The organism is Nitrosospira sp. TNL200 (genome assembly GCF_055386305.1).
The window spans coordinates 1,139,536-1,159,979 of record NZ_AP041003.1 but is presented as its reverse complement, the minus strand read 5'-3'; the positions used below and the strand labels follow the sequence as shown (position 1 = coordinate 1,159,979).

The 20,444-nt window shown below is 58.2% G+C and carries 17 protein-coding genes and 1 tRNA gene; 10 read left to right on the top strand and 8 right to left on the bottom strand.

What is annotated here, in order from left to right:
* Nucleotides 1-40: 40 nt before the first annotated feature.
* Nucleotides 41-739 (top strand): pirin family protein, encoded by a 699-nt coding sequence (locus tag ACZ5CE_RS05155; protein ID WP_464576742.1) that lies wholly within the window; start codon nucleotides 41-43, stop codon nucleotides 737-739.
* 34 nt (nucleotides 740-773) lie between these two features.
* On the opposite strand, the gene tilS is transcribed toward ACZ5CE_RS05155, so the two are convergent.
* Together tilS and ACZ5CE_RS05145 are read right to left on the bottom strand one after the other, a co-directional pair.
* A complete protein-coding gene (tilS, locus tag ACZ5CE_RS05150) occupies nucleotides 774-2,249 on the bottom strand; it encodes a tRNA lysidine(34) synthetase TilS (RefSeq protein WP_464576741.1) in 1,476 nt (491 codons plus the stop codon).
* Nucleotides 2,218-3,186: an acetyl-CoA carboxylase carboxyltransferase subunit alpha gene (locus ACZ5CE_RS05145; protein ID WP_464576740.1), complete on the bottom strand. Its 969-nt coding sequence runs from the start codon at nucleotides 3,184-3,186 to the stop codon at nucleotides 2,218-2,220. The genes tilS and ACZ5CE_RS05145 overlap by 32 nt, the downstream gene beginning before the upstream one ends.
* Before the next feature lie 300 nt (nucleotides 3,187-3,486).
* Between ACZ5CE_RS05145 and kdpF the strand changes: the two genes are divergently transcribed.
* The 8 genes from kdpF (at nucleotide 3,487) to ACZ5CE_RS05105 (ending at nucleotide 14,972) form a co-directional block, all read left to right on the top strand.
* Nucleotides 3,487-3,576, top strand: coding sequence for a K(+)-transporting ATPase subunit F (kdpF, locus tag ACZ5CE_RS05140; RefSeq protein ID WP_464576739.1), 90 nt, complete (start codon nucleotides 3,487-3,489; stop codon nucleotides 3,574-3,576).
* Nucleotides 3,576-5,384, top strand: coding sequence for a potassium-transporting ATPase subunit KdpA (gene kdpA / locus ACZ5CE_RS05135; RefSeq protein ID WP_464576738.1), 1,809 nt, complete (start codon nucleotides 3,576-3,578; stop codon nucleotides 5,382-5,384). The genes kdpF and kdpA overlap by 1 nt, the downstream gene beginning before the upstream one ends.
* Nucleotides 5,385-5,396: 12 nt before the next feature.
* Nucleotides 5,397-7,463 (top strand): potassium-transporting ATPase subunit KdpB, encoded by a 2,067-nt coding sequence (kdpB, locus tag ACZ5CE_RS05130; RefSeq protein WP_464576737.1) that lies wholly within the window; start codon nucleotides 5,397-5,399, stop codon nucleotides 7,461-7,463.
* A 9-nt stretch (nucleotides 7,464-7,472) separates the two neighbouring features.
* Entirely contained in the window at nucleotides 7,473-8,072 is a 600-nt protein-coding gene (kdpC, locus tag ACZ5CE_RS05125) for a potassium-transporting ATPase subunit KdpC (RefSeq protein ID WP_464576736.1), read from the top strand.
* Between the two features lie 61 nt (nucleotides 8,073-8,133).
* Nucleotides 8,134-10,896, top strand: coding sequence for a two-component system sensor histidine kinase KdpD (gene kdpD, locus ACZ5CE_RS05120; protein ID WP_464576735.1), 2,763 nt, complete (start codon nucleotides 8,134-8,136; stop codon nucleotides 10,894-10,896).
* Between the two features lie 69 nt (nucleotides 10,897-10,965).
* The gene (gene kdpE, locus ACZ5CE_RS05115; protein WP_464576734.1) at nucleotides 10,966-11,655 is read left to right on the top strand and encodes a two-component system response regulator KdpE; all 690 of its coding nucleotides are present in this window, start codon (nucleotides 10,966-10,968) and stop codon (nucleotides 11,653-11,655) included.
* A gap of 404 nt (nucleotides 11,656-12,059) precedes the next feature.
* On the top strand, nucleotides 12,060-13,154 hold the full coding sequence (locus ACZ5CE_RS05110; protein ID WP_464576733.1) for a porin: 1,095 nt from the start codon (nucleotides 12,060-12,062) through the stop codon (nucleotides 13,152-13,154).
* A gap of 171 nt (nucleotides 13,155-13,325) precedes the next feature.
* Nucleotides 13,326-14,972: an ABC-F family ATPase gene (locus tag ACZ5CE_RS05105; protein WP_464576732.1), complete on the top strand. Its 1,647-nt coding sequence runs from the start codon at nucleotides 13,326-13,328 to the stop codon at nucleotides 14,970-14,972.
* Nucleotides 14,973-15,101: 129 nt separating this feature from the next.
* Here ACZ5CE_RS05105 and ACZ5CE_RS05100 read toward each other — a convergent pair whose 3' ends face one another.
* The 5 genes from ACZ5CE_RS05100 to ACZ5CE_RS05080 all read right to left on the bottom strand — a co-directional run bounded on the left by ACZ5CE_RS05100 (nucleotide 15,102) and on the right by ACZ5CE_RS05080 (nucleotide 16,799).
* A complete protein-coding gene (locus ACZ5CE_RS05100; protein ID WP_464576731.1) occupies nucleotides 15,102-15,428 on the bottom strand; it encodes a type II toxin-antitoxin system RelE/ParE family toxin in 327 nt (108 codons plus the stop codon).
* Nucleotides 15,428-15,688, bottom strand: coding sequence for a type II toxin-antitoxin system Phd/YefM family antitoxin (locus tag ACZ5CE_RS05095; protein ID WP_464576730.1), 261 nt, complete (start codon nucleotides 15,686-15,688; stop codon nucleotides 15,428-15,430). The genes ACZ5CE_RS05100 and ACZ5CE_RS05095 overlap by 1 nt, the downstream gene beginning before the upstream one ends.
* A gap of 215 nt (nucleotides 15,689-15,903) precedes the next feature.
* Complete coding sequence (ampD, locus tag ACZ5CE_RS05090; protein WP_464576729.1) at nucleotides 15,904-16,449, bottom strand: 1,6-anhydro-N-acetylmuramyl-L-alanine amidase AmpD; 546 nt, start codon at nucleotides 16,447-16,449, stop codon at nucleotides 15,904-15,906.
* Nucleotides 16,436-16,672, bottom strand: a complete 237-nt coding sequence (locus tag ACZ5CE_RS05085; RefSeq protein WP_464576728.1) for a PP0621 family protein — start codon at nucleotides 16,670-16,672, stop codon at nucleotides 16,436-16,438. The genes ampD and ACZ5CE_RS05085 overlap by 14 nt, the downstream gene beginning before the upstream one ends.
* A gap of 50 nt (nucleotides 16,673-16,722) precedes the next feature.
* A tRNA-Pro gene (locus ACZ5CE_RS05080) sits at nucleotides 16,723-16,799 on the bottom strand.
* Between the two features lie 419 nt (nucleotides 16,800-17,218).
* Between ACZ5CE_RS05080 and ACZ5CE_RS05075 the strand changes: the two genes are divergently transcribed.
* Nucleotides 17,219-19,102 carry a glycoside hydrolase family 15 protein gene (locus tag ACZ5CE_RS05075; RefSeq protein ID WP_464576727.1) on the top strand — a complete coding sequence of 628 codons (1,884 nt, stop codon included), beginning with the start codon at nucleotides 17,219-17,221 and terminating at the stop codon, nucleotides 19,100-19,102.
* Nucleotides 19,103-19,177: 75 nt separating this feature from the next.
* Here the strand turns inward: ACZ5CE_RS05075 and ispB are convergent, their stop codons facing one another.
* Nucleotides 19,178-20,146 carry an octaprenyl diphosphate synthase gene (ispB, locus tag ACZ5CE_RS05070; RefSeq protein ID WP_464576726.1) on the bottom strand — a complete coding sequence of 323 codons (969 nt, stop codon included), beginning with the start codon at nucleotides 20,144-20,146 and terminating at the stop codon, nucleotides 19,178-19,180.
* Between the last annotated feature and the right edge of the window lie 298 nt (nucleotides 20,147-20,444).

The following is a 20,444-nucleotide window of genomic DNA, read 5'->3' as shown; positions in this document are numbered from 1 at the left end:
TCCACTCAAACGAAGCAAACAAGAGAAACGGAGGATACGCATGATGGAGTTGAGACGCGCCGCGGAGCGGGGCCACGCGGATCATGGCTGGCTGAATTCCTGGCATAGCTTTTCTTTCGCCGATTACTACGACCCTCGGCACATCCAGTTTCGCGCGCTGCGCGTGATCAACGATGATACGGTCGAACCCGGAAAGGGATTTGGCACACACAGCCATCGGGATATGGAAATCGTCAGCTACGTGCTCGAAGGAGGCCTGGCGCACAAGGATAGCATGGGCAACGGCTCGGTCATCCGTCCGGGCAGCGTGCAGCGAATGAGCGCGGGTACCGGCGTACAGCATAGTGAGTTCAACCCGTCGCCAAACGAACGGGTGCATTTTCTGCAAATCTGGTTCCTGCCTAACGAGACCGGCATTCCCCCAGGCTACGAGGAAAAGATTTTTGCCGATGCGGAAAAACGCGGCCGGCTCCGCCTGATCGCCTCTCCGGATGGCGCCGAGGGGTCTGTCACCATTCGCGCGGACGCCCGCATGTCGGCCGCCCTGATCGACGATGATGAACGCATCGAGGAACCGCTTTCCGCAGATCGCTCCTACTACATTCATATCGCCCGCGGCAGCGCATCGCTGAATGGAACGTCTTTGGCGCCAGGAGACGCCGCCATGCTGACAGGCGAGAAGCATCTCATCATCGACCAGGGACAGGGCGCGGAAGTGCTGCTTTTCGAATTGTGGTAGCCAGGGGGGACATGGATCGCCGGGGCGGTTCAATTCATCCCCATGGATCCGTCCGGCGCCACTCCACCACCAGTCCCGGCTCCCCGGATGCAGCCTGGTAGGCGCAATCTATCCCGATGCCGGGAACACACACGAGATGATCGCCGCTGAATATCAGGGGCAGGGCGTCACGCTCCCATGGCGGGAGCGAAGCCTCCCTTAGCAGGTTCTTGAGGCTGCGGCGCGGACGATTGCGATCGGGACGCAGCCATTCCCCTCCCCGCCTCATCCGGACCGTGACCGGCTGCTCCGATAGTTTCACCAGCCGGATGCCTGCCCCGTTTCCCATGCTGTTTTCGCGCCTGAAGCTGAGAATGCCGCCGAGATGCGGCAGGCTCAGTTCGCTTTCGCCGCTCCATGCAACCGCTGCAGCCGATATGACTCTCGGCACCGCATCGCCAGGCGTATTCCAAAGCTTCCCGGCTTTGCATACATGAATGATCCCCCTGAAGCAGCGTACCTCGGCATCGCCAAAGATGACATGCGGATTTGTATCGCAACGCGCGGACAACAGCTGCCGCAATATGTCATCCAGCTTCACCGTGCTGGGCAGCACAGCCCTCCGCTGGGCGAGCGTGTAGCGCAGCAGGTTGCGCGCGCGCGGCAAACTCAATTTCCGCAAATCTTCGATATGGAGTTTTCCCGGGATCAGGCCTGCCGCGCTGTCGGCTTCGGCCAGTTCATTGAGAAGCTCCGCAGCCTCGGCCATGTGCCTGCTGGCGCGTGAAAAGGTAGTGCGATAGGCAGGAAAGCGCTTTTCAAGCAGGGGAAATACTTCGTGGCGCAGGAAATTCCGGTCGAACGACACGTCCTCGTTGCTTTCGTCCACGATCCAGCGCAAGCCGTTCTCGCGGGCGTAATTCTCGATCTCGCTCCGCGAGGCATGGAGCAAGGGCCGCAGCATCCTGGGCCGATCATGGAGAGGGACGGCGCCGGGTAATTCCCGCTTGATCTGCGCTGCAAACAACTGGTCCCGCGGTGCCTCATCCAGCGGCAGATCCCGGACGACAGGCATCGCCGCCAGCCCCTTGACACCCGCTCCCCGCAGCAGTTGCAGCAGAAGCGTTTCGGCCTGGTCGTCCTGGTGCTGCCCAAGCGCCACATAATCGGCCTGGAGCGTGGCGAATACCCGGTAGCGTCCAGCGCGCGCGGCAGCTTCGAGGCTTGTACCAGGCTCGCGCCCGATTTTCAGCCGCGCCGTTTCCAGGAAAATGCCAACGCCATGACACAGATCGTGGCAGAACGCGCTCCATTTGCCGGCATTGGCGCTGATGCCGTGGTCGACATGGACCGCGGAGAGCCCGAATCCCATCGAAGCGGACAACGGAACCAGCAGATGCAGCAGCACGACCGAATCGATCCCGCCACTCAACGCCACCACCAGGCGGTCTCCCCGGCGAATCCGCTGGCGCAGTATCTCTTCGGTCCTGCTTTTTATGCTATTTGATTTTGACTTCCTTGAACTTGCCATATCCCATCAGGCGTTCATGGCGCTTCTCCAGCAACGACTCGGTGGAATAGCCTTGCAAATGCCCGAGCGATTCCTGCAATGCCTTTCTGACGGACTGCATGATGGCGAGATAGTCGCGATGCGCCCCGCCAGGGGGCTCGCTGATGATCTTGTCGATCAACCCCATCGTCTTCAGGCGATGCGCGGTGATTCCCATGATCTCGGCGGCCTCCGGCGCCTTGTCCGCGCTTTTCCACAGGATAGAGGCGCAACCTTCGGGCGAAATAACGGAGTAGGTAGCATATTGCAGCATTTGCACTACGTCGCCAACCGCCACCGCCAGCGCCCCGCCAGAGCCTCCCTCGCCGATGATGGTGCAGATCACCGGGACTTTCAGTTCTGCCAGCACGTATAGATTTCTCCCGATAGCCTCCGACTGGCCGCGCTCCTCCGCTCCGATACCAGGATAGGCGCCCGGCGTATCGATGAAGGTAAGCAGCGGTATCGAGAATTTCTCCGCGAGCTGCATCAGGCGTAGCGCCTTGCGGTAGCCTTCGGGTCTCGGCATGCCGAAATTGCGGTAGATTTTTTCCTTGGTGTCCCGTCCCTTCTGGTGGCCCATGACCATGACGGTTTGGCCGCCAAACCGCGCAAGCCCGCCTATGATCGCCTTGTCGTCGGCAAAACTCCGGTCGCCATGAAGTTCCTCGAAATCGGAAAACAGCTGCTGGATATAATCGAGGGTGTAAGGACGCTGCGGATGCCGCGCCACCTGCGAAATCTGCCACGGTGACAGCTTGGCATAGATTCCCGAGGTGAGCGACTGGCTTTTCTTTTGCAACCTCAGGATCTCGGCTGAAATATCCACCGCCGAATCATCCTGCGCAAAACGCAGTTCCTCGATCTTGGCTTCCAGTTCGGCGACAGGCTGCTCGAAATCCAGAAATGTTGTCTTCATGGAGCGCGGGCACTATCAAGAAAATCGCAATGATACAGGAACGCCAAAATACCGCACGCCTGTATCCGGAATCAGTTCAGGAGCCCCTGAACAAGTCTCCGATGACACGGCTGTTTTTATACTTTCTTTGCATCCAGCATCCGGATATTTGCAGCATCTTTAGATGGTTTCGCCTAACCTGTATATTTGGGATAGATCCGATGAGGGCGAAATGGATATCCTCTATGCAGGCGCAATCGTAGCGCTTTTGCTCATGACTGCCGCATTTGTGAGAGGCTGCGGAAAACTGGGCCAGCGTCAATGAATGTGTTCTATGCCGTCGGCGCGGTCATCGCGGCTATTCTCCTGATATATCTGCTTGTTGCCCTGATAAACGCGGAGGACCTGTAATGACGGCACAATCTCTCGTCATACTCCTGGTATTCCTGGTAACACTGCTGTCGCTGGCGTACCCTTTGGGTATTTATCTCGCAAAAATTGGCGAGGGTACACCCATACGCGGCTTGAACTGGATGAAGAAAACCGAAAACTTCTTTTACCGTCTCGCCGGCATCCCGCTGGATTCAGAAATGGAATGGAAGGACTACGCCTTGGCACTCCTGGTGTTCAATACGTTGGGCGCCCTGGTCGTTTATGCAGTGCAACGCCTGCAGGCATGGTTGCCGCTCAACCCCCAGGCGTTGGGCAACGTGAGTCCTGATTCCTCGTTCAATACCGCTATCAGTTTTGCCACCAATACCAACTGGCAAGGTTATGGAGGTGAATCGACGATGAGCTACCTGACGCAAATGCTGGCACTGACCGTGCAGAATTTTTTATCGGCAGCGACCGGCATGGCCGTCGCCTACGCACTTGTTCGCGGTTTCAAACGCCACTTCGCGAAATCGATCGGCAACTTCTGGCATGACGTCACCCGCTCGACGCTCTATGTACTGTTGCCCCTGTCGGCGCTATTTGCCGTATTCCTAACCAGTCAGGGCATCATCCAGAATTTCTCCGCATATCAGGAAGTGAATTTGGTCGAGCCCCTCAGCTATCAGCAGGCCAAAACCGGGCCGGATGGCGAGCCGCTAACCAATGCCGAGAGCAATCGGATGATGGAATCTGCGATCGCCACCACTCAGATGCTGCCGATGGGACCGGTAGCCTCGCAGGAGGCGATCAAACTGCTCGGCACCAACGGTGGCGGTTTTTTCAACGCGAACTCGGCACATCCGTACGCGAACCCCACCCCGCTATCCAATTTTGTCGAGATGCTGTCGATTCTGCTGATTCCCGCCGCACTGTGCTTCGCTTTTGGACGCATGGTCGGCGACATCCGCCAGGGGTGGGCAATATTGGGTGCAATGACAGTCATTTTTCTGACGATGACGTCCATCGTTCTGGTCGCGGAGCAGCAAGCCCATCCGGTATTGCAGGCGCTGAATGTCGACCAGGCGCCGGGCGAGCTGCAGCCCGGCGGGAACATGGAAGGAAAGGAAATACGCTTCGGCATCAACGCTTCCGCTTTGTTCGCCGCGGTCACCACGGCGGCATCCTGCGGCGCGGTAAATGCGATGCATGATTCCCTGACCCCGCTCGGCGGCATGGTGCCGATGCTGCTGATGCAACTGGGAGAAGTGGTATTCGGCGGAGTCGGATCCGGACTGTATGGCATGCTGATTTTCTCAATCCTTGCCGTATTCGTTGCCGGCTTGATGATCGGGCGGACGCCGGAATACCTGGGCAAGAAAATCCAGCCATTCGAAATGAAAATGGCTTCCATGGTGATTCTTGTCACACCCCTGCTGGTGCTGGGCGGAACCGCACTGGCGGTCATGGTTGACGCCGGTAAAGCAGGCATTCTGAATCCCGGCGCGCATGGCTTTTCCGAAATTCTGTATGCGTTCTCGTCAGCTGCCAATAACAACGGCAGCGCCTTTGCCGGCTTGTCGGCCAATACCCCGTTTTATAACTTTCTGCTGGCAATCGCGATGTGGTTCGGCCGATTTATCCCCATCGTTGCGGTGCTGGCCATCGCAGGTTCGCTGGCGGCAAAGAAGCGCGTTGAAGTGACTGCAGGCACCCTGCCGACACACGGCCCGCTCTTTATTGCTCTCCTGTCAGGGACCGTCATTGTCGTCGGCGCGCTCACCTACCTCCCCGCACTGGCACTGGGACCGGTCATCGAGCATTTGCAGCTTCATGCCTTGCGCTGAGAAAGGATCGGAATGAGCCACAAGAAGACTCCCCTTTTCGGCTGGGAATTGATCGGTTCCACCCTCGTCAATGCTTTCAAAAAGCTCGACCCGCGCCTTCAATGGCACAGCCCGGTGATGTTCATCGTTTATGTCGGGAGCATCCTGACCACTCTGCTGTTCATGCAAGCCCTCATGCAGGGTGGCGAGGAGGATGCCGGTTTTATTTTGAACATCACCCTATGGCTGTGGTTTACCGTGCTATTCGCAAATCTGGCCGAAGCGCTGGCGGAAGGCCGCAGCAAGGCGCAAGCCGCAGCGCTTCATGCCTTAAAAAAAATGGTTGCCGCCAAAAAACTGGATGCGCCATACCATGGCAGCAGCTGGACCACGATATCCGCCTCCGATCTGCGCAAAGGCGACATCGTGCTGGTGGAAGCCGGCGACGTGATTCCCGCCGATGGCGAAGTGACGGAAGGAGTGGCGTCGGTTGATGAAAGCGCCATCACGGGCGAATCCGCGCCTGTCATCCGCGAATCGGGCGGTGATTTTTCCGCAGTAACCGGCGGCACGCGCTTGCTTTCCGACTGGCTGGTGGTGCGGATAGCGGTCGATCCGGGCGAAGCGTTCGTGGATCGCATGATTGCCATGGTTGAAGGCGCGAAGCGGCAGAGAACACCCAATGAGATCGCCTTGAACATACTGCTGGTTGCGCTGACCATCATTTTCCTGCTGGTAACGGTAAGCCTGCTGCCGTTCTCGCTCTTCAGCGTCGAGGCCGCCCAGGCCGGTTCGCCCGTTACCATGACGATACTGGTCGCATTGCTTGTATGTCTGATTCCCACCACCATTGGCGGACTGCTGTCCGCCATCAGCGTCGCGGGCATGAGCCGCTTGATGCAGGCCAACGTCATCGCGACCTCAGGCCGGGCAGTGGAGGCGGCCGGGGACGTGGATGTGCTGCTGCTGGATAAAACCGGGACGATCACGCTCGGCAACCGGCAGGCTGCCGCATTTTTTCCGGCGCCAGGAGTCACGGAGGAACAACTGGCCGATGCCGCCCAGCTTGCCTCCCTGGCGGATGGAACACCTGAGGGTCGCAGCATCGTCGCATTGGCGAAGCAGCGCTTCAATATGCGCGGACGGGATATGGAAGCGCTGCACGCGACATTCATCCCATACAGCGCGCAAACTCGCATGAGTGGCGTGGATACCGGAAACCGGGCTATCCGCAAGGGTGCGGCGGACTCCATGAAAAAATATGCCGCATCGCTGGGGCATCCTTATCCATTGGAAGTCACCCGGACCACGGACGATATCGCCCGCCGTGGCAGCACGCCCCTGGTGGTAGTGGACAATAGCCGTGTAATGGGAACGATAGAATTCAAGGATATCGTCAAGGGCGGCATCAAGGAACGCTTTTCCGAATTGCGCCGCATGGGCATCAGGACGGTGATGATTACCGGCGACAATAGAATCACCGCCGCCGCGATTGCAGCCGAGGCAGGCGTGGACGACTTCATGGCGGAAGCCACGCCCGAGGACAAGCTCAAGCTGATTCGTTCATTTCAGGCTGGCGGACGCCTGGTGGCAATGACAGGCGATGGCACCAACGATGCACCGGCGCTGGCGCAGGCCGATGTGGCCGTCGCCATGAATTCGGGTACGCAGGCGGCAAAGGAGGCAGGCAACATGGTCGATCTCGATTCCAACCCCACCAAACTGCTGGAGATCGTGGAGATCGGGAAGCAGATGCTGATAACCCGCGGCGCTTTATCCACATTTTCCATAGCCAACGATGCCGCCAAGTATTTCGCCATCATCCCCGCGGCTTTCGCCACCACCTATCCGCAACTGGCTGCGCTCGACGTGATGCGTCTTACCAGTCCGTCATCCGCCATTGTTTCCGCTGTAATCTTCAATGCACTGATCATCGTCGCGTTGATTCCGCTGGCATTGAAGGGCGTGAAATACCGGGCCATCGGCGCCGCCCTGCTGTTGCGGCGCAATCTGCTGATTTATGGATTGGGTGGCATCCTGGTGCCATTCGCCGGAATCAAGGCGATAGACATGGTGCTGGCGGTACTTGGCCTTGCGTAGGGGCGCCGCGTGAAAACCGCTTTTCGTCCCGCCATGGCATTGTTTGCGATACTGACGATCATTTGCGGCCTGCTGTATCCGCTCACTGTCACCGTCATCGCGCAAACCCTGTTTACGGATAAAGCTGAGGGCAGCCTGGTGCTGCGCGACGGCCAACCGATCGGCTCCTTGCTGATCGGCCAGGCGTTTCTTTCTCCAAAATATTTCTGGGGCCGGCCTTCCGCCACCAGCCCCATGCCCAATAACGGCGCATCCTCGGGCGGGTCGAATCTGGGCCCCACCAACCCGGCGCAGATCGACGCGGTAAGGATGCGCATCGAAGCCCTGAAACGAGCCGATCCCGGCAATATCGCCCCGATTCCGGTCGACCTGGTGACGGCCTCCGCAAGCGGCCTGGATCCGGAGATCAGTATCGCTGCAGCGTACTACCAGCTGGAGCGCGTTGCGCGCGCGCGCAATGCCACCATTGAAGAAATACGCGGCATGATAGCAAGACTGGGCAAGGCCCGATATCTCGGATTCTTCGGTGAGCCACGCGTGAACGTGCTGGCCCTCAACTTGGCTCTCGATCGGGCTTTCGCCCGCACCGGCGATGCCGACCCCCGCTGAAAAAACAACTGATGCGCCTGACCCATGACTCCGATAAATAGCTTTAGCGCCATTGCCTGCCATGCGCGCGGCTGAGCCTCCACGCCCCGATCCTGACGCGCTGCTGGCGCAAATCCAGGAGCGGGAACTGTCCACATCCCGGGGAAAACTGCGTATTTATTTCGGCGCCTCGGCAGGAGTCGGCAAGACTTACGCGATGCTGACCGCCGCCAGGCGCATGCAAGCGGATGGCCACGACATCGTGGTGGGAGTTATCGAGCCGCATGGCCGTGATGAAACAGCCGCACTCATCGAGGGCCTCGAAGTCCTGCCCGAAAAGAAAATCCATTACCGGGGGAAAACCCTGACCGAATTTGATATCGATACGGCGCTGGCACGCCATCCCGCGGTGATCCTGGTGGATGAACTGGCCCATTCCAATGGGCCGGGATCGCGCCACCCCAAGCGCTGGCAGGACGTCGAAGAATTGCTGGACGCGGGCATCGATGTATTCACCACAGTCAATGTACAGCATCTGGAAAGTCTGAGCGACGTGATCGGCGGCATCATAGGCGTACACATTGCGGAAACCCTGCCCGATGCGGTATTCGACGAAGCCAGCGAAATCGTGCTGATCGATATAACGGCGGACGAGCTTCTCATGCGGCTCAGGGCCGGAAAAGTGTACCAGACACAGCTGGTGGAGCATGCTTCCCGGAATTTTTTCCGTAAAGGCAATCTGATCGCTTTGCGCGAACTGGCGCTGCGTCGCACCGCCGATCGCGTGGAAGACGATGTGAAGGCCTACCGCATCGAAAAATCGATCGGACCGGTATGGAAAACCGATTCGACCCTGCTCGCCTGCATCGGGCCGGGTCCGGATGCGGAGCAGGTGATTCGCGCAGCAGCCCGAATGGCAGGACGGATGAATACCGACTGGCACGCGATTTATGTCGAGACGCCGCAATTGCAGCGCCTGTCCCCCGCGCATCGCGAACGCATACTGGAAAAGCTGAAACTCGCGCAGAATCTGGGCGCCACCTCGGCGGTACTGGCAGGGAATGATATTGCCCTGGCGATAGTGGACTACGCGCGCGCCCGCAATCTATCGAACATAGTAGTGGGGCGCAGCCGCTCCTCCGTCTGGCCCTGGCGCAGCGCCTATGCGAAGAGGATCACCAGTTATGCGCCTGACATGGATATGATTGAAATAGGCCGTCCCTTTCCGAAAGAATCGCCAGGCTTGGAGCAAGCGAGCGGAACAGAAGCATCCCAGTCGGCTCCGGGCGTACTGCTTTCGCGGCAACACGCCGTACCCCGTTGGGGCTATGCCTGGGCAGCGGCGGCCAGTCTGCTGACCGCGCTCTTCGCCATGCCGCTGTCGCGCTATCTGGATCTCGCCAACATCGTCATGCTGTTTCTGCTGGCAACCGTGCTGGTGGCGGTGAGGTGGGGACGTGGCCCATCGATTGCCGCAACGCTGGTAGGCGTCATAGCATTCGACTTTTTTTTCGTACCCCCAAGATTTTCATTCGCCGTCAGCGACCTGCAGTACCTGGTGACATTCATGATCATGCTTGCGGTGGGCTTGATCATTGGGCATCTCACTGCCGGCTTGCGCTACCAGGCGCGCGTCGCATCGCATCGCGAGGAACGCGCGCTCGCCTTGTATGAATACGCGCGCGAGCTGTCCGGCGCCTTGCAAACCGAACAGATTTCCGAAGCGACACGCAGTTTTGTTCAACGCACGTTCCATGCGAAGGCTACGTTATTGCTGCCCGACGATGCGGGCCATTTGCGCTTTGCCCCGGCACCAGGGGAAATATCCGGACCTCCTGGCACCCATGCTCCGGATATGGGAATAGCGCAGTGGGCATTCGATCATGCGGCGCCAGCCGGCATTGGCACGAATACGCTTCCCGGCGGAAGCTTTTTCTATCTGCCGCTGGTCGCGCCGATGCGCACCCGCGGGGTGCTTGCCATCGAGCCCGAAAATCGCCGCTGGATACTTATCCCCGAGCAGCGGCGCCAGCTCGATACCTTTGCCGCGCTCGCGGCCATCGCGCTGGAACGCGTGCATTACATCGAGATTGCAAAGAGTGTGCTGATACGCATGGAATCGGAGCGGTTGCGCAACGCGCTACTGGCCGCCCTGTCGCACGATCTGCGCACGCCTCTCACCTCGCTGGTGGGGCTATCCGATTCCCTGGCCATATCCGCTCCGGCTCTTGCTCCATCCCAGCGGGAGCTGGCGGAAGCCGTGCGTGACGAAGCTGTCCGCATGAACAATCTCGTATCCAACCTGCTGGATATGGCGCGCATTCAAAGCGGCGAGGTCAAGCTCAATCTGCAGTGGCAACCCTTCGAGGAAGTCGTGGGTAGCGCATTGCACGCCTGCCGCTCTCAGTTGGTCCGGCATCAACTGCAAACCCGGCTTCCCCGCGACCTGCCCCTGGTTCGCTTCGACGCCGTGCTGATCGAGCGAGTGCTGTGCAATCTCATCGAGAATGCGAGCAAATATACGCCGCCTGGTTCACGCTTTACCATTGCGGCAGAAGTGAAAGAACAGTTTCTGGAAGTCACTTTCTCCGATAACGGGCCTGGGCTGCCGCGCGGCATGGAGGAAGCGGTTTTCGAGAAATTCACCCGTGGAGAAAAAGAGTCGGCTAAATCGGGCGTTGGCCTGGGGCTCGCGATTTGCCGCGCTATTGTCGAAGCGCATGGCGGCACCCTCTGCGCCCGGCGACCGCCGGATGGTGGCGTCGCCTTTGTATTCACGCTTCCGCTTGGCAAACCACCAGATATATCTTCAGTGGAAGAAATCCCTGCTAGTCTTCCGAATTGAATAATATGCGCCGGCGGTGCCGCTGAGTCACGCGAATCTAGAATCCTTCAAAACACCCTGAGTGGATCCATGCCTGATATTCTGATAGTCGAAGACGAGCCGCATATCCGGCGTTTCGTGCGCATGGCGCTGGAAACGGAGGGATGGCATGTGTTCGAATCGGAAACCGCACGGCGCGGGCTCATCGATGCGGGAACGCGCAAACCGGATCTGATCATTCTGGATCTCGGCCTGCCTGACGGCAATGGCATCGATTTCATTTTGGATCTCAGGAAGTGGTCATCCATTCCCATTATCGTCTTATCAGCCCGGAATGAGGAACAGGACAAGATCAGGGCGCTGGATGCCGGCGCGGATGACTATCTGACCAAGCCGTTTGGCGTGGGTGAACTCATGGCGCGGATACGCGCCATGCAACGGCGCGACCTCCAGTCCCATGCCAATGAGAGCGGAGTGGTCAGGTTCGGCGATGTCAGCATCGACCTTGCGTCGCGCCTGGTCACCCGGGCCAATCAGGTGGTGCATCTGACGCCGATAGAATACCGGCTGCTGACGATGCTGGTGAAAAATGCGGGGCGCGTCGTCACCAGCCCGCAGCTCCTGCGCGCGGTCTGGGGCCCGTCGCATTCGGAAAGCGGGCACTATCTGCGCATTTACATGAGCCATTTGAGGCAAAAGCTGGAAGACGATCCGGCGCGGCCGAAATATCTGCAAACTGAAACCGCCGTAGGCTACCGGTTGCTGCTATGCCTGGAATAACTTCGATCTCTGCATTTTTTGCCGACTCTCTACATTCTTTACCCCGAACGATCAATTATTTACACCGTTTTTATGCGGTTTCTTCTAGCATCATGACACGAGTACCGTCATGGTCGACCATCGAGAATATCAGTCGGCTTGGAAGAACCGAACCTTGAAACCCCAGCAATTTTCCTATGTTCCTCGAACGCAGTCTCAACCGGGGAGGCGCGCCACGGCATCGTTTAGCAGGAGTGGAGGCATGTCGCTTTCCGCATGAGATTCGGTCACGGCCTGATTTACAGACTTTTTACGGCACGTAATCGGTTGTTTCCGCTCTTTTTTTACAATCTTCTTTCAATATTCAGTGACTTATATATTTTTCTGAGGCAAAGGGACTTTCCCGGCAAACATGGAAGGCAACGATGAAAAGACTCATGTTTGCAGCCTGCCTTTTGACGACCATGCAAGCGCAAGCGCAAGATGGCATCCCGCAGCTCAGAGGCTTCCTCTCGCCGTTGACCATCAGCGGCTATGTGGAAGCTTACTACGGGAGCAACTTCAATAATTCGGTGGGCAACACCCGGCCTTCGTTTATTTACAGTTTCAACAAGAATAATGAAGCTGCTATTAATCTGGCGTTCCTGAGAGGGTCTTATGCCGTCAGTATGTTCAGGGCCAACCTCGCGTTGGCACTGGGCACCTACATGAAAGCCAACTACGCGCTCGAGCCTGGGTTTCTGGGTAATTTTTATGAAGGCAACGTCGGCATAAAGCTGTCTCGTGAAAGAAACTTGTGGCTGGATGCGGGCGTCTTCCCGTCGCATATAGGCCTCGAGAGCGCAGTGGGCAAGGATAACTGGACACTCACGCGAAGCATCGAGGCGGACAATACACCCTATTATGAATCGGGTGCCAGGATTGGATACACATCCGCCGATGAAAAATGGTTCGTCAGCGCCTTGATCCTCAACGGCTGGCAGCATATCAAGCCGGTGGAAGGCAGTTCCCTCCCCTCATTCGGCACGCAGGTCACCTATAAGCCTTCCCCCGGGATAACACTGAACAGCAGCACGTTTCTGGGCACCGACAAGCCCGACAGTTCGCGGCGAATGCGCTATTTTCACAATTTCTATGGGATTTTCCAACTGGACAACAGGTGGGCTGCGACGGTCAATTTCGATATCGGCGCGGAACAGGCGGACAAACACGAGGAAGCGATGAACCTCTGGTTCAGCTCCATGGTTGCGTTGAGATATACCCCGACTGTAAACACCGCTGTGGCAATCCGCGGGGAGTACTATGACGACAGGCATGGGATAATGATTGCATCAAATACTCCTCATGGTTTCAAAACATGGGGTTTCTCGGCCAATTTCGATTACCGCCTTACCGGCAATTTGCTGTGGCGAATCGAAGCGAGAACCTTGGGCAGCAAGGACGATATTTTCATCACCAAGGACAATACTGCGGTGAAGGGCAATACCTTTATCACAACCTCATTGATCGCCCATTTTTGAGATAGCTTTCTCCACAGGAGAACCGCAACCAGGGCGCAGTCCGGCATGAAAGAATGACTGGCCGGTAGTACCCGATTTCACGGCGCCTTCTCGCCCACAATAGGAAGCCGGCTCGGAATTACTCCGGGAAAGGGTTAAAATAGGCGGTTTTTTACTTTTTCAGGAAAGGTTGTGATCACTACTGCAAACATCACGATGCAATTCGGCGCAAGGCCGTTGTTCGAAAACGTTTCGGTGAAGTTCGGCGACGGCAACCGGTACGGCCTGATCGGCGCCAATGGTTCCGGCAAATCCACCTTCATGAAGATCCTTGGCGGCGATCTGGAGCCGACTTCCGGCAATGTCAGCGTCGACGCGGATGAACGCGTGGGCAAGCTGCGCCAGGATCAGTTCGCATTCGAGGAAGTCCCCGTGATCGATACCGTCATGATGGGGCACGCCGAGTTGTGGCGGGTCAAGGAGGAACGCGATGCGATTTATGCGAACCCGGACGCCACCGAAGCCGATTACATGCACGCCGCCGAGCTGGAAGCCCGCTTCGCCGAGCTGGACGGCTATTCCGCGGAAGCACGTGCTGGCGAACTGCTGCTGGGCGTCGGCATACCGCAGCCGCACCATCACGGATTGATGAGCGCGATCGCCCCCGGGTTCAAGCTGCGCATCCTGCTTGCCCAGGCCCTCTTCGCCGATCCGGACATCCTGCTCCTGGACGAGCCCACCAATAATCTCGATATCAATACCATCCGCTGGCTGGAAGAGATCATCAACGAAAGCAGAAGCACCATCGTCATCATTTCGCACGATCGCCATTTCCTCAACAGCGTTTGCACCCATATGGCCGACCTGGACTATGGCGAAATCCGGATCTACCCGGGAAATTATGACGAATACATGGCTGCCTCCACGCAGGTGCGCGAGCGCATGCTGGCCGACAACGCCAAAAAGAAAACCCAGATCGCGGAATTGCAATCCTTTGTCAGCCGTTTCTCCGCCAACGCCTCCAAGGCGCGCCAAGCCACCAGCCGCGCGCGCCAGATCGAAAAAATCAAACTCGAAGATGTCAAGCCTTCCAGCCGGCAATATCCCTATATCCGCATCGATGTGGATGAGCGCGAAAAGCTGCACCGTCTGGCGGTGTCGGTGCAAAGCATCAGCAAGCGCTTTCCCGGCATGGAAAGACCGTTGCTGCAAAAATTCAGCCTCAATGTGGAAGCAGGAGAGAAAATCGCCATTATCGGCCCCAACGGCATTGGCAAAACCACGCTTTTGCGCTGCCTGGCCGGCGATTTGCCACTCGACGCGGGAGAGGTGAAGTGGGCGGAAAAAGCGCGGCACGGCTACTTTGCCCAGGATCATGCTGCCGATTTCCGGCAGGACCTGTCCCTGACGGACTGGATGGTGCAATGGCGGCGCGAACACGACGACGATCAGGCGATACGCAGCGTGCTGGGCCGGCTGCTTTTTTCCGGCGAGGAGGTGAAGAAATCCGTGCGCGTCATTTCCGGCGGGGAGGAAGGACGCATGTTGTTCGGGAAGCTCATGCTGCAAAGAAACAACGTGCTGCTCATGGATGAACCTACCAATCACCTCGACATGGAGTCCATCGAGTCCCTGAACAGTGCGCTGGAAAAATACACGGGTACCCTGATTTTCGTTTCGCACGACCGGGAATTTGTCTCTTCGCTTGCAAGCCGCATCGTGGAAATGAAACCGGACGGAATCATCGATTACAAAGGCAATTACGAAGATTACCTGATGGCGCAGGAAGCGCCAGCAGCTGGCCCAGCCCCACGAAGCGTGCGCTCCGGTTCAAGATGAGCAGGCAAAGGGTTCGCGGGGCTGCCTCTTCGCCGGCTTTCCTGAGTCCTGATTTTCATCAAGCATCCGGCCTCAAGCCGGGCGGACACACCCTTTCCGGTAGCGCTCCCAATCAAGATAAGATATACCCTATCGCTCCCGCTCTCCTGGCTTTTCCGGTTGAAGATCGAAGGCGCGTTCGATATCCATGCTCGGATGCAATAACCTCAACACAGTGATTCCATCCTTCCGGGGGAGATAGAAGGCAGTATGTGAGACAACGGTAAAGGAGCGTACCTGCGGGGCAATTTCGTCCCGTTCAAACCCGATATGTGGTGACATACTCAGCTTTTTGAGAGCCAGTTCGAGTTCTTCCCGATAGCGGCAGGCCTGCGTATTTCCCCATGTCTGTTTTGTATAGCGGCCAATTTCGCGTAAATCTTCAGTGGCTTTTGCCGTAAATTCGAAACGGGGCATCAATCCGCAAGCTCTTTATCGAGTTCCGCAAAAGCCTGCTCAGCTGACAGGACATTTCCTCGTTCAGCCTCATCCAGGCCCTTGCGTATTTCCCGGCGCAGCAACTCGAGCTTGAGCCGTTGGTGATCTTCGAACGCAGTAACCGACATGAGAACCGCCACGGCGCGGCCGTTCTTAGAAATCATCACAGGCTCCCGTTGCGCTTTATCGAGCAAAGCCCCGAAATTGGTTTTAGCGTCAGCAGCCGGTATCGTGTTCATGGCACTCTCCTCTTCAGTCAAGCCTAGCATATTTTGATCATTACGATCAAATTGATCAATATTTGCTATCCCTGATTAGGTGGAATTTTCCCGCGTAGCCTTGTCCAGCCTGGCACTGACATTCAGCGGTAGGTAACCTATAGCAGACAAAATTTGCGGAGCTGCCTCTTCGTCAGGCTTCCTGGGCTTTCCTGAATTCAGCGACGCATCCGGCCTCAAGCTTGGCGGATACACCCCTTCCGATAGCGCTCCCAGTCGAAACAGGGACCCGGATCGGTCTTGCGTCCGGGCGCGATATCGGCATGGCCGGCGATATCCACGATCGCGTATCTCGCTTGCAGCGTCCCGGTCAATGAAATCAATGCCTCGTATTGCGCATCGGTAAAGGGCTGGGTGTCGCTGCCCTCGAGTTCTATCCCGATGGAATAGTCGTTGCAGCGATCCCTGCCCTGCCAGGAGGAGACGCCTGCGTGCCAGGCCCGCATTTCGCATGGCACGAATTGAATGGTTTCTCCGTCCCGCCGGATGAAGAAATGCGCGGAAACCTTGAGATCCCGGAGATTCCGGTAATAGGGATGCTTGTCATGATCCAGCCGGTTGGTGAATAGCTCGATCACGCCATTGCCGCCGAACTCGTCGGGCGGAAGGCTGATGTTGTGGATAACCAGCAGGCTTACGGGACAGCCCGGCGGCCGCTCGTCGCAATTCGGGGAAGGAATGAAGCGCATGCCGTCCAGCCAGCTATTTTCATTGCCCTGCATGCAGGCGGCGATGCTCGTCGCTGCAGAAAATCTCGCCGCCGGCCAGCACACTCTCGCTTCTGGGCAGATGCACGCCGCAATGGATGCATCGCACCATGTCTTCGCCCTCCACGGAGAGCGTGTGCTGCTGCGCTTCCTGCCGCTTTTTTACCCCGCGAATATAAGTTCGCAACGCCCAGAAAACGAGCACGGCTATAAGGGCGAAAAACAACAGTCTACCCATGCTTACCCATATTGCCCTCCTGGCCCATATTGGGCCGGGGCAGACCGGATTGGTCGGGGTGAGAGGATTCGAACCTCCGACTCCTGCGTCCCGAACGCAGTACTCTACCAGGCTGAGCTACACCCCGAATGATATATGCCGAGCTTTGCATCCCGCTCTGTATTGCGTGCAGGCAAGTGCCCGATCCGTCATCCCGGACTTGATGTGAAGTCCGGGCGGCCAAGCCTTGCCCTCCTGATGCCTGCTACTGCAGAATGACAATTGTACCGCTTTCTCGCCAACCGATAATATAACGAATCGGCTTCCCTGGCGCGTGGGCAGCAATTGTACCAGTAAGGAATGCATGAGCAACGCAAAAATGTTTTATCGTTTTCCCAAAATGCATCCTGATCGTCTGTCGGCCCCGTCAATTGCAAACCAGCCCTCTCCGTCCCGCAGCGTCGCGCCATCGCAATATCCGGATTCAGGCATTTCCCCAAGGGACGAGAAATCCCCGGCCCGTTGATTGTAGAATGACTGCTTATGCCATGTTTCGAGAGATACGCGATGAGCAAACCCATCGAGGATTACGGATTCATCGGCAACATGCTGAGCGGTGCGCTGGTTGCACGCGACGGCTCGATGGACTGGCTTTGCCTCCCGCGATTCGACTCCGACGCCTGCTTTGCCGCCCTGCTGGGAACGCCCGAGCATGGTTACTGGCGCATTTCTCCCGCTGGCGAAGTGCGGAAATCCAGCCGGCGCTACCTGCCCCACACGCTGATCCTCGAAACCACGTTCGAGACGGACAGCGGAAAGGCCACCCTCGTGGACTTCATGCCGTTTTCCGATGACCCCGAGAAGGTGGATGTCATCCGCCTCGTGCGCGGCGTGTCGGGCCGGGTATCGATGCGAATGGAATTCACGCTGCGGTTTGGCTACGGCAAGACCGTTCCATGGGTCCGGGGCCGCGACTACGGCCTCCACGCGGTAGCCGGCCCGGACGCCGTGGAGCTGGTAACGCCCGTGCCTCTGCACGGCCAGGACATGCATACTGTCGCGGAATTCGACGTGAAGGAGGGCCAGGTTATCCCTTTCACGCTCGCGTACCATCCGCTGCATCGCGAGCCGCATTTCATTAGCGATGCCCAGTTGAGGCTCGAACGCACGGCGGCCTGGTGGCAGGAATGGATCCGCATCTGCCAGCTTTCGGAATTCGGGAATTCCAGATGGAAAGATGCCGTGGAGCGCTCGCTCGTCACGCTCAAGGCGCTCTCCTACCATCCGAGCGGCGGCATCATCGCGGCACCGACGACGTCGCTGCCGGAGGAGATCGGCGGAATCCGCAACTGGGATTACCGTTATTGCTGGGTGCGCGATGCGACCCTCACGCTGTATGCGCTCATGAATGCCGGCTACTTCGACGAGGCCGGTGCATTCAGGGAATGGATGTTGCGCGCCGCAGCAGGCGCGCCCGACCAGATGCAGATCATGTACGGCATCAACGGCGAGCGCCGCCTCACCGAAATCGAGCTGCCCTGGCTGCCTGGCTACGAGAACAGTTCACCCGTGCGCATAGGCAACGGCGCGTGCGACCAGATTCAAATAGACGTGTTTGGCGAACTGATGGATGCGCTGCATGCCGCCCGCAAATCGCAGCTCGGCCCGAGCCAGGAGGCTTGGCGGTTTCAGCAGGCGTTGCTTTCCCGGCTGGAGGGCCTGTGGCGCGATCCCGATGAAGGCATCTGGGAAGTGCGCGGCGGGCGTAAACACTTCGTCCATTCGAAAATGATGGCCTGGGTTGCTTTCGACCGGGCAGTAAAAACCGTGGAACAATTCGGGTCCAGCGGACCGGTCGAGAAATGGCGCGCGCTCCGGGACGAGATACATCGCGAAGTCCTGGCGCGCGGCTATGACGGGAAGCGGAATACGTTCGTCCAGTACTATGACGGCAATGCGCTCGATGCTTCGCTTCTGCTGATGGCAGAAGTAGGATTCCTGCCGCCGGATGATCCTCGCTTCCGCGGCACCGTGGAGATGGTTGAGCGCGAACTCATGAATGACGGGCTCGTGCTGCGCTACCGGACCGGAGAAACGGACGACGGGCTTTCCGGCGAGGAAGGCGCCTTTCTCGTATGCAGCTTCTGGCTCGCCAATGCCTATATCATGATCGGCCGCCGCAAGGACGCGGAGGCCCTGTTCGACCACCTCCTGTCGTTACGCAATGATCTCGGGCTTCTCGCTGAGCAATACCATCCCCGCCTGCGGCGCCAGTTGGGAAACTTTCCCCAGGGGTTCTCGCACATCGGCCTGATCAATACGGCCTATAACCTGAGCCGAATCAGCGGCCCCGCGCAACAGCATGCCGATCGCGGCGAGCCGCCTCACGCTGATGGCGCTTCCCGGACAGGCGCTGCCGGCGTGCATCCCACGGAACCTTCAGTGGACTGAGCAGGTTGGGATTAGCGAGTTGGGACGGAATGGGGTGACAGCAATACGCTCACGGAGAACTTGTTCAGCGCTTCGCTAATAGTTGCGCGCCACCGCAAAAGTGGTGAGCTGCAGCAGGCATTCCTTGTACTCGGATTCCGGCAGTGACATGATGGCCGCGGAGGCCGTGTCGGACTCGGCTTGCGCCCGCTTTCGCGCATAGTCCAACGCGCCGGTCTGCTGTATGACATCGAGCACGGGTTGGAAGCCGCCCTCCCCGCCCTGCTCGATCGCCTCGCGTATGGTTGCCGACTGTGCGTCCGACCCGACCCGCATGGCATATATCAGCGGCAATGTGGGCTTTCCTTCCGCAAGGTCGTCTCCGAGGTTCTTTCCCGTTTCGTTATAGTCGCCCGAGTAATCCAGCATGTCGTCGGTCAACTGGAACGCGGTACCCAGGTGCATGCCATAAGTCGCCATCGCCTCCTCCTCCGCGGGCGTCGCATTGCCGAGTATCGCTCCCAGGCGGGTGGCCGCCTCGAACAGCTTGGCGGTTTTGTAGCGGATCACGCGCAGGTAATTCTCCTCGTCCACATCCGGGTCGCGGCAGTTGAGCAGCTGCAGCACCTCGCCTTCGGCGATGGTATTGGTCGCATCGGCCAGCACGCGCATGACGCGCATGTTGTCCACCTCCACCATCATCTGGAAAGCGCGGGAATAGAGAAAGTCGCCGACCAGCACGCTCGCCGCATTGCCGAATAGCGCATTGGCGGTGGCCTTGCTTCTCCTCAACTCCGACGCGTCCACCACGTCGTCATGCAGCAGGGTTGCGGTATGGATGAATTCGACGATAGCCGCGAGGTTGTAATGAAATTTACCGGCATAGCGGAACGCGCCGGCGGAAAGAATGACAAGCGCTGGACGCAGGCGCTTCCCGCCGCTATTGATGATGTATTCGCTGACCTGCCGGATAAGCCCCACATCGGAATAAAGCTTTTCGCGGATGACCGCGTCCACCGCGCCCATATCCTGGGCAATAAGACTTCTGATACGCTCGATTGACACGGGGCTTCCTGAAAAAACTGCCATGGTAGAAATGTCGCCGCCAATGTGTCAAGTTGGATTAGCATTACATGCTAGGGAAGCGCTGAATAAATCTCCGCTGGCGCGACGGCGGCTTTGCGGGATGGGATGCGCGAAAGGCGACGACGCGAATGGTGCGACCGCATAGGGCGGAGCAGTGTCAGTGTCTTCCGAAGTAAGATGCGACCCCGTAGCGGGATGCCTGCGCCCCAACAATACTGTGGTGCGGTCGAAGCATCTCCTCCGCTGCCCGATCCCCGCTCCGCAGGGCCCCTCGGGC

What these genes read in the sequence shown, in the direction of transcription:
- ACZ5CE_RS05155 (WP_464576742.1), top strand. Translation starts at nt 41, where the DNA reads ATGATGGAGTTGAGACGCGCCGCGGAGCGGGGCCACGCGGATCATGGC.
- tilS (WP_464576741.1), bottom strand. Translation starts at nt 2,249, where the DNA reads ATGGCAAGTTCAAGGAAGTCAAAATCAAATAGCATAAAAAGCAGGACC.
- ACZ5CE_RS05145 (WP_464576740.1), bottom strand. Translation starts at nt 3,186, where the DNA reads ATGAAGACAACATTTCTGGATTTCGAGCAGCCTGTCGCCGAACTGGAA.
- kdpF (WP_464576739.1), top strand. Translation starts at nt 3,487, where the DNA reads ATGAATGTGTTCTATGCCGTCGGCGCGGTCATCGCGGCTATTCTCCTG.
- kdpA (WP_464576738.1), top strand. Translation starts at nt 3,576, where the DNA reads ATGACGGCACAATCTCTCGTCATACTCCTGGTATTCCTGGTAACACTG.
- kdpB (WP_464576737.1), top strand. Translation starts at nt 5,397, where the DNA reads ATGAGCCACAAGAAGACTCCCCTTTTCGGCTGGGAATTGATCGGTTCC.
- kdpD (WP_464576735.1), top strand. Translation starts at nt 8,134, where the DNA reads ATGCGCGCGGCTGAGCCTCCACGCCCCGATCCTGACGCGCTGCTGGCG.
- kdpE (WP_464576734.1), top strand. Translation starts at nt 10,966, where the DNA reads ATGCCTGATATTCTGATAGTCGAAGACGAGCCGCATATCCGGCGTTTC.
- ACZ5CE_RS05110 (WP_464576733.1), top strand. Translation starts at nt 12,060, where the DNA reads ATGAAAAGACTCATGTTTGCAGCCTGCCTTTTGACGACCATGCAAGCG.
- ACZ5CE_RS05100 (WP_464576731.1), bottom strand. Translation starts at nt 15,428, where the DNA reads ATGCCCCGTTTCGAATTTACGGCAAAAGCCACTGAAGATTTACGCGAA.
- ACZ5CE_RS05095 (WP_464576730.1), bottom strand. Translation starts at nt 15,688, where the DNA reads ATGAACACGATACCGGCTGCTGACGCTAAAACCAATTTCGGGGCTTTG.
- ampD (WP_464576729.1), bottom strand. Translation starts at nt 16,449, where the DNA reads ATGCAGGGCAATGAAAATAGCTGGCTGGACGGCATGCGCTTCATTCCT.
- ACZ5CE_RS05085 (WP_464576728.1), bottom strand. Translation starts at nt 16,672, where the DNA reads ATGGGTAGACTGTTGTTTTTCGCCCTTATAGCCGTGCTCGTTTTCTGG.
- ACZ5CE_RS05075 (WP_464576727.1), top strand. Translation starts at nt 17,219, where the DNA reads ATGAGCAAACCCATCGAGGATTACGGATTCATCGGCAACATGCTGAGC.